Here is an 11,792-nt window from a genome sequence, read left to right on the forward strand (position 1 = left end):
TGAAGCGGCTCCGGCACGAGGTCGCGCAGTTTCTGCGGATCGGTGCGATAGGTGATGATCAGATACTCCCGATTTCGGAAGCGATACGGGCCGGCCGGATAGGCCGGGCTGGTCAGGGGCATGGCGAAAGCGCTCGCCCGGACAGTGTCTTGCTGCATGTCTGAAATTCCTTTGGACTGGATCAAGCGGCTCGTTTGCGTTCAGGGGGATCCGCGACGGGGGACGTCAGTCGCTTGCGTGACTGACCTCTATTCCCGCCCGTCGACAGCAAGGTCATAGGTGCTCACCCCGTCCAGATTGTCCGGCCGCGCTATTGCCTCAGGATGGCGCAATGTGCGCACAGCGTCGAAGTAACCGGCCCGCCAATGCTCTTCCATGGACAGTCGTGAGAATTCGTAGTCCTTCGAGTGGGTTTCATATTGCTTCGAGCCGTAGATCAGATGGACCAGCTTGTAGACCTTGTGGTCCGCAATTGAGCTGAGCATTCTCGCCTCCTCGCTACCCAAAAGATCCGCGGGCAGTTTTGCCAGAAGGTTCGCGAGCGTGTGTCGGGCGCGCTGGTACTGCTTGAACTGGTCGGTATGGGCGCGCGTTCGGCTCGAATACTGGATTTCCTTTTGCCGCGCCGCGACGTCGGCCAGATTTCGGGGAAGCTCGCCGCGCTCGCTCCAGAGGTCGACCTGGAAGGCAATCGTGTCCTGCCGCGTCCCGTGCTCGACGACCCACTGCAACGGCGTGTTGGAAACGAGGCCGCCGTCCCAGTAGAACTCGCCCTCGATCTCGACCGCAGGGAAACCGGGCGGAAGCGAGCCGCTGGCCATCACATGCTCGGGCCGGATCGTATGCGTCTCATTGTCGAAGTAGACGAGATTGCCCGTGCGCACGTTCACCGCACCGACACTGAAACGCATCCCGCCCGCGTTGATCCGGTCGAAGTCCACAAGCCGCTCCAGAGTACTCTTGAGGCGGTTGGTGTCGTAGAAGCTCGTGCTTTCAATTGAGCCATTCGGGTACAACCAGGGAACGGGCTGTCGCAGGCTGAAGAAGCCTGGGGCACCGGCGACGAGCGCGCAGGCTGCACTGAATTGATTGACGAGCGTGCGCGGCAGATTGCCCTTCGGAGCGAGAGCGTCTGCGGCGGCAGTCCAGTCGAGAAGTGGATTGGCAGTGATCTCCCGCCAGAAGGTCCGCAGTTTCTCAACCCGTTCGGCCGGCTCGTTTCCAGCGATGATCGCGGAGTTGATGGCTCCAATGGAGACGCCGGCAACCCAATCTGGATGAATGCCGGCTTCCGCAAGGGCTTCGTAGACGCCGGCCTGGTAGGCCCCGAGCGCACCGCCGCCTTGCAACACCAACGCAATACATTCGAAAGGGAGACGCCGTTCTGCCGTCCGGAAATCCTTCTGGGGCTGAACGTTCATCGAATGCTTTCCTTCTCACCGAGGGTGACCTCGCGGCCCTTCGCCGTCCGCATGGGGACCGGCTTCAATTTCAATTTGCACTATTATGTCAAAACGACTATATCGTCAATATGAGAATTGCATAATGGTGCAAAGCAAAAAAGGCATGACTAATGGCAAAAGTCGATTTGGCGCGCAGGGCGGAGATAGGGCGTGAGAAGCGGGCGCGAACGCGTGCGCAGATCGTGGAAGCAGGCGCGACGCTCCTTGGGGGGCGTACGCACGAGGCGGTCACGGTGGATGCTCTCGTCGAGGCAGCAGGTGTTGCCAAGGGGACGTTTTACTACCATTTCAAGGGCATCGGAGAGCTGGCCGCTGCGGTGGGTGCCGGACTCAGTCAGAGCCTTGATGAGTTGCTGACGCCTGCCAGGCTCGAGCGGCCGGATCCGGTCGATCGCCTCTCTTTCGCGTTCATAAAATTCCTGGAGAAAGCGAGTGCGGACACAGACTGGGCCCGCCTGGTCATTCAGAGCTCGCAATCACCCATTGAGTTCGGCATGGGGGTCCGCGCGAATCTCAAGGCGGACATCGAGGAAGCGATCGCCCAGGGCCGAGTGAGCGTGCGCGACGTAGAGTTGGCAGCCGACATCGCAATTGGAATATGGCTTGAGGTAACGCGCGGAATTATTGAGCGAGGTCCCCGACCCGGAACGACCGGCCAGGCGCTCGATGCGACGCTTCGAGCTCTCGGTCTCAGTCAGCGCTGATTGGGTCTGGAGCCTAGCACAAAGTTATCGTGGCAGGTAATGTATCGTCCATTAGTTGGGTTGAGGCACCGATGGAATTTCGATTGCTTTCCTGCCTGCTTGTGGCGATTGCGCTGGATGGCTGCGCACTCCGTCCTGCAGCGAGTGTGCTCACCCCTGTTGCGACCGATGCAAGCGATACACGGCGCGTCGAACTCTTTACCGCTACCTCAAGGAATCTGACGGGTGAAACGGGCGAATTCGGAGCCGCTTCGGATCGTAGTCTCGCCCTAAACTACCAAAGATATCAAATGTCGATCCCGCCCAGTCACAAAGTAGGCGCAATCGAATGGCCGACGGGGGTTGCCGATCCGGAACGTCACTTCTCCGTCTTGGCGCGAACTTATTTAACGGAAGATCAATTTGCCAAAGGCGTCGGCGGAGCAAGCCGCGATGGCGAAGCGGTAATTTTCATCCATGGCTATAACACACTTTACCAGGAGGCGATTTTTCGCTTCACCCAGCTTGTTCATGACACCGGATTCGCAGGCGCTGCGATAGTATTCTCCTGGCCTTCAGAAGGCAAAATCCTTGGGTACGGTCGCGATCGCGAAAGCTCGATGTTCTCGCGGGACCACCTTGAGCGTTTGATCCGAAGTGTTGCTAAGATCCAGTCTGTCAAGAAGATCCACCTGGTTGCTCATTCAATGGGAGGCTGGTTGACGGCCGAGGTCTTACGGCAAGCCAAATTTAAAAACGACCTCGAGTTTAACGGCAAACTTGGTGAGGTTGTGCTCGCCTCGCCCGATATCGATATCGACGTGTTTCGAACGCAGATCATATCGATTGGAAAGAGGTCTCCCCCCATCACTGTTCTGATCTCCCGCGACGATAAGGCGCTTGCGGTCTCAAAGCTAATAGCCGGCAATGTCGATCGGGTCGGTGCCTTCGTAATCGATGACCCCCGTATCATTCCAATCCTCGAACAGGCAGGGGTGCGCGTATTCGACATGAGCTTGCTTCAGAGTGGTGACCCGTTGCAGCACACGAAATTCGCTGCGTCCTCGGAGCTGCTGCAAAGCTTCAGTAAAGACCTGCACTCTGGGCTGGCGCGCGAGAAATCGAGACGCGGGGGCGGCGGGCTATTGATCGTTGATAGCACCGGCGTGCCGCACGGTCCTAGGGAGCGCTAGCTTCTAGGCGATCTTGCGAGCGACAGCGACGATGGCTTCATCAACCGCACACCCCATGCCTTTTAGGCGGCCAGAGCGAGCTCTTCGGCGCGGGCCTTGGCGGCTCCGATCGCCTTCTCTGCAGCTTCAGGCCCGAAGGCGAGACCTTCGACATAGATCGTTTCGATGTCGGTGATGCCTAGGAAGCCGAAAACTGCCTTGAGGTAAGGAACCGCGTGGTTCAAGCTGGCGGCCGGGCCCTGCGAGTAGACGCCTCCGGAGGCAAGAACGATATAAACCTTCTTGACGGTGGCGAGGCCAACCGGACCGTTTTCGGTGTACCTGAATGTACGGCCGGCGCGGGCGACGTTGTCGATCCATGATTTCAGAGACGAATAAATGTTGAAGTTGATGAGACCGGTGCCGATAACCAGCGTATCCGCGGCGAGCAACTCGTCGACCAGCGCATCCGAGGTCTTCACGGCTTCGGCTTCTTGGGCGGTGCGAGCTTCGGCCGGCTTGCGGATTGCGGCGGTGAAGAGGTCATCGATATGCGGCAGCGGATTGGCGACGAGGTTGCGGCGGACGACAACGCTGCCTGGATGCTGGTTCTTGATCTTCTCAGCAAGATCGGCGGCAATCGTCGTTGAGAGAGACTCGGCGCGCGGGCTGGAGGTCAGAAGAAGGATGGAAGACATGCGGAAATTTCCTTTTCGAATAGGCTTGGCCGCCTTTTGAGGGAGGTGGGCGGGATTGTAGCGAGTGGGTGAAGGTCAAGGCCGTCCGGAACGGCCAGCACGTGGGTTGCCTTAACAAGCACTGCCAATATTGAACTATTAGGTCATAACGACCATATAGTCAATATGAATTTTGCAGCGGCGTGAGTTCAACAACTGCGCAGCGCTTTGGCGAATTCGGCGACCGCTGCCGGTCCAAGCGCAGTGCTTCGAGAGAACGGCGAAGCCGAATTGCTCCAATCTCGTTCGCTTCGAGTACATGGGCGAGCGCGCCGCTTGTGGGTGATAGCTCCAGCTCGCGATCAAGGAGACAGTGCGACGGCGCGACAACACTTTCGCTGTCGTGCTCAATGGGGGGCAGGGTGACGGAAAAAAATAACGTCAACCTCATGAACCTAGCGCCTCGGTGTCATGCTCGGTCGAAGCGGACGGGTTGCCAGTGTCGATCGCCAGCGGTGAGGGGCAGCGCAGTCTGTCGCATGCACGGTGCGGCCGGTGGCGCACCTGAAGGCAAGCGGAACGGCAACTATCGCAACGGAGGCAGAACGAAACGCACAATGGCAGCCTTGGCGGTTGTGCAGGCAATGGCGCGGATATGTCGGCAGACGATCGATGATCTACCGGATTAACTGGGAACTAGTCGCGCCCTGCTCCTCGCCGCGGCCTTCATTCTGGCGTTGTGCCTGCGTATGCGCCAGCGTTTTCTGATAGTCGCCGATTATCCTCAGATATGGGCCGATGACCCATGCAGCCGTGCCGACGACATTGACCTCCTCGCGCGGATCGGCCTCGATGTTGTAGATCGCCGGAAAGCCGTTCATCTTCATGCGGTTGCCGGCGAGGCTGGTCATCGACGGGTTTCCGCCTGCCATCCCGAATTGCTTCGGATACAGGGAAAGGCCCGCCACCGCACGCCCGCGATCTCGTCGCCAACGAAAGTGATCAGGCTGTCCCGGCTGGATTTCTCTGGCTGCTGGTGAAGCACGCGCTCTGGTCTACGCCGTCGATCGGCCGGTCCGTCGGAAGCTTTGCGCCGATGATGCTTGACAGCGTCGGCAGGAAGTCATGCACCGACACCATTTCGTTGCTGACGCGAGGCGCGATGCGGCCTGGCCATTTGATCATGCCCACCGTGCGGACCGACCCTTCCAGCGCGTCGCCGAGCTCGCCGCGGAAGGGGCCGTTGAAGCCGTAGCGCGAGTCGAACGGGCCGGCTGTCGGAGCCGCCGCGTTGCGGAGACCCAAATCACGATCGTATTATCCTCGTTTCCGGCAGCCTTGATCGCGTCGAGCACCTGGCCGGTGCGGAAATCAAGCTCCATCACCGCGTCGCCATAGGCTCCTATCCGTGACTTTCCCTGGAATTCCTGCGCCGGGAGCGTCGGATAGTGGGTGTGGGTCCACCCCACATAAAGAAAGAACGGCTGCGTTGTCTTGGATGCGCGTTCTATGAATTCCACCGAAGCCTCGGCAATGTCGCCTTCGACCTCGTGACGGTACTCCGGGGTGTAGGGCCGCGCTTTCTTCAGCGTTCCGTCCGCTTCGGATTCCCAGACATAGGGCTCCGTCGCCCCTATGACGTCCTCAGGCATGCCTGAACGCTGCATGCTTTCGCGATACAAGGTGCATCGTCACGGTCTTGCACAGAGCCATCGTTTCCATCTGCCGGGCTTTCTAACCCGGCCAGTTGCCGGTCGGCCATTTCTTTGGCGAGGCCCACCAGGGCATCGACCTCTTGCATCTGGTCCACGTGACCGCCATTGGCGACGCCTTTCCGGATCCTCTTCAGTTGGTCAGAGGTTCGTCGCAATGTTTCGGTGATTGACGGCTTCTCGGCCACGCCTGCATCTCCTGCACCCCAATTTCGAAGACGAGCAAGCGTTCCGGCCCTCACAGGAGCGGGCCAAGCTCGAAGCCGAACTGCGTGAGATGACGCGCGATCTCGCGCCCAAACTGCTCAGAGTTGCCCTGGAGCAGATCAGGGTTCTCAAAACGCTCAGCTAGTTACTGTGGTAGGCGGCTAGTACTCGATGCAGGTCAACCACCGGTCGGCTCACTCCTCAGCAAGGGCGCTGGCAAATCGTGTGGCCCCTCCATCTGACGAGGTCAAACGGACCGTGCAGGAGTTTCTAGAGGAGGGGAGGTACGGCGAGACGTGAGCCGCCAAATTGAGCATGCACACAATCCGTTCCAACCGGGTCATTCGGGGCAAGTTGCGCCACGTTGGTCGACTGGGGACTCTCTCAGAGAGGCATAACGTCTTGCAGGGCCTGGGCGTGCCGTCGATTTCGTGAGTGAAATGACCGGGGAAGGCCGTGGCCATTCGTACGGCACGGCAGCGTGTGTTCCGCGCCTATGCCAGCGCGCTAGCTCGATAGCGCAGTGATTCGGCTCTACAATCCGAGACATAAGCCGACAGAACAAACACTCGGGCCACCGCTCGGCTACGCGAGCGCACAACGTTTGGCTTCGCGGACCGCCTGACATGCGGTTCAAGCCGCGCGAAAGGTTGCCAAAGATTGTCATTGGCTCATCCACGGAATTGCTGACGACGCGTGATCGTGGTTTGAGATGAAGGCGAGCAGGTCGGCGTTCACCTGATCCTGGTGCGTGGCTGCGATGCCGTGCGGCGTCCCGGAGGCGGGAAAGTTTTGCTTTCGGCTCGTGGCCGAAGCAGCGAGAGGCCGTCCGGCTGCAACTGCGGCGTCTAAGCCAGCCAAGTAGACGTCGCAACGGGCTCCGCCAACGGAAAAAAGTCCATCCTTGCTCATCGTATCCATCCATAGTGCATGCCTTTGAACATCGGGCTCACCATCACGATCATCGGGTCGACCTGCACGGTCGCATTGGGGAGGGGCGAGCGAAGGAGCGAGCGACACTCGATGACCGTGATGGCTTGCGAAGAAGAAACTGCCCCGATCCGGGCCGCAAATCTATTCTACCCAACGTCTGCGATGCGATACACATCGTCTGTGATGCGATACCAAGGTGTAGGCAGGAACGCAGAGAGATGTGCCTGATCGAGACAGGCAAGTTTCTCATAGACGACAGGTCCGCTTGGATCGGGGCGGGACCGACGCGGCACGTCAGGCGTCAAACACGTTGCTTGACAGCGCAAAGTTCATCGGCTGACCTGGGACAGCGGGATTGACCAAACAAGCACCTCGATACGATGAGAATGGTCGAAGTCTGGCAGGTAACAGGCGCGCGAATTCGACGCGATACCAGAAGCCGACGGCTAGAATGGCCACAACCGTTGGGATCACAATCGCCGCCGTTCGGCTTTCACCCCAGATTTGCCCGTCAACCCAAAGCGGGCAACTGACATGCAGTGTTTCCTTGGCAATGGGCGGATTACCGGGACAGTTGCGGTGCCTTGTCGATTAACGTGGTCGTGGACAATAAAGTTGAACGCGTTTACGCAGAAGCCAGTATCGCAGTACCGCGCTCTGCCTCCCGGGACGTAGTTTTCTAACTACGAATCTTGGGGTCAGGAGCGCCGCGCGTCTCCGGATCGGTGCCGCTTTCCACGGCGCGTACGAAATCCTGGATGACACCGAGATGGCCCCCAATGCGGTCGCTCTCGTCGAGCGGCGGCACGGCGATTGGCTCGACCCGGTCGAAGAGGCCTTCGCGAACCGGGCGCGCAGCCTCTGCCTGCAGCTCGTCAAAACCGTCCCAGATGAGGCTGCCGCGATCCCCGATGATGCGCCAGCCGGCCTCCCAGCTGCTGACCAGGACGACATTGATCATCCCAGTGCTCCTCCCGCGCGGCCCCTCCATGGCCGGCATTCACGGTTTTGCGTAAAGTTTTCCGTAAACGTTTACGACAACACACCTCGTGCGGTAGGATGTCAACCGGGTTTTTGCGAGTTCGCAAAATCGACTTGGCCGGAACGTTCGCGAACGCTAGCCGGAACCCGGGGAGATTTGCCTTTGGCGTCCAGCATTCACGATCTTGCGCGGCACCTGAACATTTCTATCGGCACGGTTTCACGCGCGCTGAACGGCCGGGCAGATGTCAACGCTGAAACTCGCCAGCGCGTGCTCGATGCCGCGCGCAAGTTGAACTACTCCCCGAACCAGTCGGGCCGCAATCTTCGCCGCGGGGCCACCCAGTCGATTGCCTTCATGTTGCAGCCGCATCCGGGCGACCAGCAGTATGGCGAGCCGTTCTTTATTCCGTTCCTAACAGGTTTGCAGGCCAAGCTCGCTGAGCACGGCATCGACCTGATGGTGGTGATGGGCGGACCGGGGGACTACCAGCACGAGCGTCTGCGCCGGCTTGTCGAGGCGCGCCGCGCCGACGCCGTCGTGCTCGCCTGGACCCGCCGCGAGGACGAGCGCATCGACTATTTGACTGAGGTTGGCTTCCCTTTCGCTACGCTCGGCCGCAGCCAGTCCGGTGGCCGATCCTACCCGTCTCTCGATCTCGATTTCGAGAAGGCAGGCTCCGACGCGGTCGATCGCCTCGTTGCGCGCGGCCATCGGCGTATTGCCGCGGTGCGGCCGTTGCTCAACCTGAACTTCGGCTATTTGTTCATTGCTGGCTATCGCAAGGCGCTAAAAAGCCACGGCATCGATTTCGACCCTAGCATGATCGCGGCCGGTTTCATCAACGAGTCCGGCGGCTATGAAGTAACGCCAAAACTGATGCAGTCAAAAGACGTGCCGACCGCGATCATCTTCAACAATGATGCGATGGCGCTCGGCGGCTGCAGGGCGCTGGTCGAGATGGGCTTGCAGCCCGGCAAGGACATCGCTGTCGTTGTCATCGTCGATACAGCGCTATGCCGTTACTTTTCGCCGAGGTTGACCAGCTTTCGGCCCGCTCTGGAGCCGCTAGGCCAGCGGCTCGCGGAAATGCTCTTAGAGTCTATGCCGGCCCTCGCGGGGCCGGAGGGCGCAAAGATCATCCGCGAGGTCTGGCCGCTGGAACTCGTTGTTCGTGACAGCGACTAGGGGGCTGGCTCGGTCGCCGGCGGATGCCCGATTCTGACGCCCGCACAGAACTCCTTCGCTGGCCGCGAGATAGCAAGTCCCGACATGGCCGCCGCGGGCTTGCGCTTCCTCAACAAGCGACATGGATGCGGACGACAGGCAGGTCATCAGTTGCCCAAGCTGGATGTCGTGGTGGCCATGATGCTGGCGGTCAGCGCCAGGCGATCGCTGTTGCGCGGTTTACGACCATCGCTGCCGGGAACGTCCTGTAAGGCCGAGGCTCGCAACCCGCTGCGAGATTCATATTGACTATATAGTCAATTTGACTATATGTCCAACAGTTTTTGCAAACGAGGTCGCGGGCAACCGACCGCGGATCGGTAAACCGAGAGATATCGATGCTATTCCGGCCTCCGCCACCTCGAACAGCCGTCCTCGCACGCCTGGCGAATCTCCCGTCCGCCTTGAGCACGGCGGTTCGGCGAAACCTTTCCGCCGGACGCTTCACGAGGCCGGTCGACTGGCTCCAGCTCGTGGTGTTCGGCTCGCCGTGCTTTTCCCGAAACAGGGCCGATCCAACTGTGCCAACTTGTGCTTTAACTTTTCAATCACGTCGTTGTCAGCCGGGGCATCGAGGAAGCCTTCATTGGGTGCTCCCGATCCTGCTGACCCTTTGCTTGTTCGCAAACGGCTGCGCGACCCGAGCGGAGAACGTGCTCGAACCTCCCGCAGTCACCGCCGGCGAGGTCACGCGCGTTAACCTACTGGTCGCCACGACACGCAAACCGTCAAAGGATCCCGGCCGACTTTATTCAGGCGAGCGCGGAACGGCGATCTCGTTGGACAGCGTCACTGTCACCATACCTCCGGATCGAAACCGAAAGATCGGTCAGATCCAGTGGCCTTCACGCCTTCTCCCTGATCCCGATCGGGAGTTTGCCATGGTCGGAGTCGACAAAGTCGCAACGGAAAGGCAGGTCTTCGATTGGTTCCGCAAGAACCGAAACGCAAAGCGACAGGTGCTCATTTTCGTGCACGGCTACAACAACTCATATGCCGACGCCGTGTTTCGTTTCGCTCAGATCGTCCACGACTCGGGAACCGACGCAGCGCCTATTCTCTTCGCTTGGCCATCGCGGGCCAGGGTCTTCGACTATCTCTATGACAAGGAGAGCGCCAATTACTCGCGCCGGGCGTTGGAGGACTTGATCCTCCAGGCCTCCATGAGTCCCGACGTCGACGACGTCACCATTCTCGCTCATTCGATGGGGACGTGGCTTGCCGCGGAGGCGTTACGCGGTGTTGCCATGCGCAAAAAGTCGATCCCGGCCAAGGTCAGGAATGTCGTCTTGGCGTCTCCGGATATCGACATCGACGTGTTTCGCCGCCAGTTTGTCGAGATGGGACCAAGTAAGCCGCGTTTCACAATCTTCACGTCGACGCGGGACAAGGCTCTAGAGGTCTCCCGCTGGCTATCTGGTGGAATTTCGCGTGTTGGCGGTACCGATCTCACGCCATATACGGCGGTTCTTGATGAACTCGGAGTTGTGGTTATCGACACCAGCGCAATAGCGTCGGGAGATTCGCTGGGCCACAATGCCTTTGCCGACAGCCCTGAGATTATCCGTTTGCTGGCACAGCGCCTGGGGGGGCAATCTGTGTCCGGAGGCGAGGCTGGGTTCGCGGATCGCTTAGCCGCGGCGGCCGGTAGTCTCGGCCGGTCGGCGACGCGCAAAACCGTCACCGTCCCAGTTGATAGCAGCGAGGCACGCAAATTGTTGAAGCGTGAGTCTACCACCTCGACCGGGCAGATCGTTGATGGTCAGATCTCGTACTAAGATATCTGTGTAGACTGTGTCAGAGTCACGACAGTCGCGATTAAAGCCAGCCAGCATAGCCTGGACGTTTTGGTCAATATGACCTAGTGTACAATCTGTTGTTGGAGATCTGATAGCGATGGCGAAGGTCAATCCGATTCGTCGAGCCGAAATTGGGCGCGAAAAGCGCGCGCGAACCCGAGCGGAACTCGTTGCCGCGGCCAACTCGTTGTTCGCCAAGCAGGCCGTGGAATCGGTCACAGTCGACGACGTGGTCAGGGAGGCCGGCGTCGCCAAGGGAACGTTCTACGTTCACTTCGATGGTTTGGACGCTCTAACGGCGGCGGTTGCGGAGGAACTGGTCCAGTCTTTCGACGAAATGCTGCAAGCCGACCGGCTTTCCCTCGACGATCCTGCCCTTCGGATTGCGTTCGGGTGCTCCTCATTCATCGACAAGGCCCTCAATGACCCTCGATGGGCCAGCCTTGTCGCCAGAATGGCGGCGGCAGCCCCGAAGGGTGGCGAGCTCCTCCGCAGCCGGCTTTTCGAAGACCTGCAACAGTTCTCGAAGAGCTTCCCGGACGCCGGGGCATCCGCGGAGCTGAACCTGGAGATCGTCGTTGGGATCATGCTCCAGCTCATGCGCGCGCTCGGCGAGCGCAGGCTGTCATCGCTCCATCGTGACGCGGCCGTCAGCGCCATCCTGCGCGCGATCGGCCTCAACGCTGGGCAGGTGAAGTCGGTCCTTGCGCGCTTGCCTGGACCTGCCGACGGCGCAATGCCTGACGGGCCGCGGCCGCGGAAGTCTCAGCGCCCAGGTGCGGCGAGCAGCGCGGCCTGACCTTGGACTGCCGCCCCTACGCGGCGATTTCCATTATCTGTTCGCCGAGATCGAGTGCTTTGTGGCGGCACCAGATCCTTGCGTTGATCCGGTCACCAGAGTGCGGCCGGCGCCACTTGTGTTCCAAAACGGGCGCTC

15 protein-coding genes are annotated in these 11,792 nt (G+C 59.9%); 5 read left to right on the forward strand and 10 right to left on the reverse strand.

All coding sequences use genetic code 11. The features are described from left to right. Positions 1-158, reverse strand: a 158-nt coding sequence (locus NMG70_RS27155) for an acetoacetate decarboxylase family protein (RefSeq protein ID WP_254027375.1), incomplete at its 3' end; no start/stop codon positions are given. A gap of 90 nt (positions 159-248) precedes the next feature. Then, positions 249-1,421, reverse strand: coding sequence for a patatin-like phospholipase family protein (locus NMG70_RS27160; protein ID WP_254027368.1), 1,173 nt, complete (start codon positions 1,419-1,421; stop codon positions 249-251). Between the two features lie 152 nt (positions 1,422-1,573). On the opposite strand from NMG70_RS27160, the gene NMG70_RS27165 reads away from it, so the two are divergent. After that, positions 1,574-2,167 carry a TetR/AcrR family transcriptional regulator gene (locus tag NMG70_RS27165; RefSeq protein ID WP_254027369.1) on the forward strand — a complete coding sequence of 198 codons (594 nt, stop codon included), beginning with the start codon at positions 1,574-1,576 and terminating at the stop codon, positions 2,165-2,167. A gap of 71 nt (positions 2,168-2,238) precedes the next feature. Beyond that, complete coding sequence (locus NMG70_RS27170; protein ID WP_254027370.1) at positions 2,239-3,339, forward strand: alpha/beta hydrolase; 1,101 nt, start codon at positions 2,239-2,241, stop codon at positions 3,337-3,339. Between the two features lie 62 nt (positions 3,340-3,401). Here the strand turns inward: NMG70_RS27170 and NMG70_RS27175 are convergent, their stop codons facing one another. The 8 genes from NMG70_RS27175 to NMG70_RS27205 form a co-directional block, all read right to left on the reverse strand. Then, positions 3,402-4,016 (reverse strand): FMN-dependent NADH-azoreductase, encoded by a 615-nt coding sequence (locus NMG70_RS27175; protein ID WP_254016391.1) that lies wholly within the window; start codon positions 4,014-4,016, stop codon positions 3,402-3,404. A 160-nt stretch (positions 4,017-4,176) separates the two neighbouring features. Next, on the reverse strand, positions 4,177-4,446 hold the full coding sequence (locus NMG70_RS33370) for a hypothetical protein (protein WP_436798468.1): 270 nt from the start codon (positions 4,444-4,446) through the stop codon (positions 4,177-4,179). A gap of 226 nt (positions 4,447-4,672) precedes the next feature. Then, complete coding sequence (locus tag NMG70_RS27180; protein WP_254016392.1) at positions 4,673-4,906, reverse strand: hypothetical protein; 234 nt, start codon at positions 4,904-4,906, stop codon at positions 4,673-4,675. Positions 4,907-4,997: 91 nt separating this feature from the next. Continuing rightward, positions 4,998-5,180, reverse strand: a complete 183-nt coding sequence (locus NMG70_RS27185; protein WP_367185599.1) for a hypothetical protein — start codon at positions 5,178-5,180, stop codon at positions 4,998-5,000. Continuing rightward, entirely contained in the window at positions 5,177-5,647 is a 471-nt protein-coding gene (locus NMG70_RS27190) for a sulfatase-like hydrolase/transferase (RefSeq protein WP_254016393.1), read from the reverse strand. The genes NMG70_RS27185 and NMG70_RS27190 overlap by 4 nt, the downstream gene beginning before the upstream one ends. Then, positions 5,629-5,895: a hypothetical protein gene (locus tag NMG70_RS27195; protein WP_254027371.1), complete on the reverse strand. Its 267-nt coding sequence runs from the start codon at positions 5,893-5,895 to the stop codon at positions 5,629-5,631. Before NMG70_RS27195 ends, NMG70_RS27190 begins: the two co-directional genes overlap by 19 nt. A gap of 682 nt (positions 5,896-6,577) precedes the next feature. After that, complete coding sequence (locus NMG70_RS27200) at positions 6,578-6,826, reverse strand: hypothetical protein (protein WP_254016395.1); 249 nt, start codon at positions 6,824-6,826, stop codon at positions 6,578-6,580. Between the two features lie 700 nt (positions 6,827-7,526). Further along, entirely contained in the window at positions 7,527-7,808 is a 282-nt protein-coding gene (locus NMG70_RS27205) for a hypothetical protein (protein ID WP_367185600.1), read from the reverse strand. Between the two features lie 183 nt (positions 7,809-7,991). On the opposite strand from NMG70_RS27205, the gene NMG70_RS27210 reads away from it, so the two are divergent. From NMG70_RS27210 to NMG70_RS27220, 3 genes are all read left to right on the forward strand, one after another. Continuing rightward, on the forward strand, positions 7,992-9,017 hold the full coding sequence (locus tag NMG70_RS27210) for a LacI family DNA-binding transcriptional regulator (RefSeq protein ID WP_254027372.1): 1,026 nt from the start codon (positions 7,992-7,994) through the stop codon (positions 9,015-9,017). 629 nt (positions 9,018-9,646) lie between these two features. Then, a complete protein-coding gene (locus tag NMG70_RS27215; protein WP_254027373.1) occupies positions 9,647-10,834 on the forward strand; it encodes an alpha/beta hydrolase in 1,188 nt (395 codons plus the stop codon). Positions 10,835-10,952: 118 nt separating this feature from the next. Next, the gene (locus NMG70_RS27220; RefSeq protein ID WP_254027374.1) at positions 10,953-11,654 is read left to right on the forward strand and encodes a TetR/AcrR family transcriptional regulator; all 702 of its coding nucleotides are present in this window, start codon (positions 10,953-10,955) and stop codon (positions 11,652-11,654) included. Positions 11,655-11,792: the final 138 nt, after the last annotated feature.

Origin of the sequence: Mesorhizobium ventifaucium, assembly GCF_935822925.1 — a bacterium.
In the GTDB taxonomy this organism is placed as follows: Bacteria; Pseudomonadota; Alphaproteobacteria; order Rhizobiales; family Rhizobiaceae; genus Mesorhizobium; species Mesorhizobium ventifaucium.

Bases quoted from the DNA above. Each gene is read 5' to 3' on its own strand.
- NMG70_RS27160 (WP_254027368.1), bottom strand. From the start codon at position 1,421: ATGAACGTTCAGCCCCAGAAGGATTTCCGGACGGCAGAACGGCGTCTC.
- NMG70_RS27165 (WP_254027369.1), top strand. From the start codon at position 1,574: ATGGCAAAAGTCGATTTGGCGCGCAGGGCGGAGATAGGGCGTGAGAAG.
- NMG70_RS27170 (WP_254027370.1), top strand. From the start codon at position 2,239: ATGGAATTTCGATTGCTTTCCTGCCTGCTTGTGGCGATTGCGCTGGAT.
- NMG70_RS27175 (WP_254016391.1), bottom strand. From the start codon at position 4,016: ATGTCTTCCATCCTTCTTCTGACCTCCAGCCCGCGCGCCGAGTCTCTC.
- NMG70_RS33370 (WP_436798468.1), bottom strand. From the start codon at position 4,446: ATGAGGTTGACGTTATTTTTTTCCGTCACCCTGCCCCCCATTGAGCAC.
- NMG70_RS27180 (WP_254016392.1), bottom strand. From the start codon at position 4,906: ATGACCAGCCTCGCCGGCAACCGCATGAAGATGAACGGCTTTCCGGCG.
- NMG70_RS27185 (WP_367185599.1), bottom strand. From the start codon at position 5,180: ATGATCAAATGGCCAGGCCGCATCGCGCCTCGCGTCAGCAACGAAATG.
- NMG70_RS27190 (WP_254016393.1), bottom strand. From the start codon at position 5,647: ATGCCTGAGGACGTCATAGGGGCGACGGAGCCCTATGTCTGGGAATCC.
- NMG70_RS27200 (WP_254016395.1), bottom strand. From the start codon at position 6,826: ATGAGCAAGGATGGACTTTTTTCCGTTGGCGGAGCCCGTTGCGACGTC.
- NMG70_RS27205 (WP_367185600.1), bottom strand. From the start codon at position 7,808: ATGATCAATGTCGTCCTGGTCAGCAGCTGGGAGGCCGGCTGGCGCATC.
- NMG70_RS27220 (WP_254027374.1), top strand. From the start codon at position 10,953: ATGGCGAAGGTCAATCCGATTCGTCGAGCCGAAATTGGGCGCGAAAAG.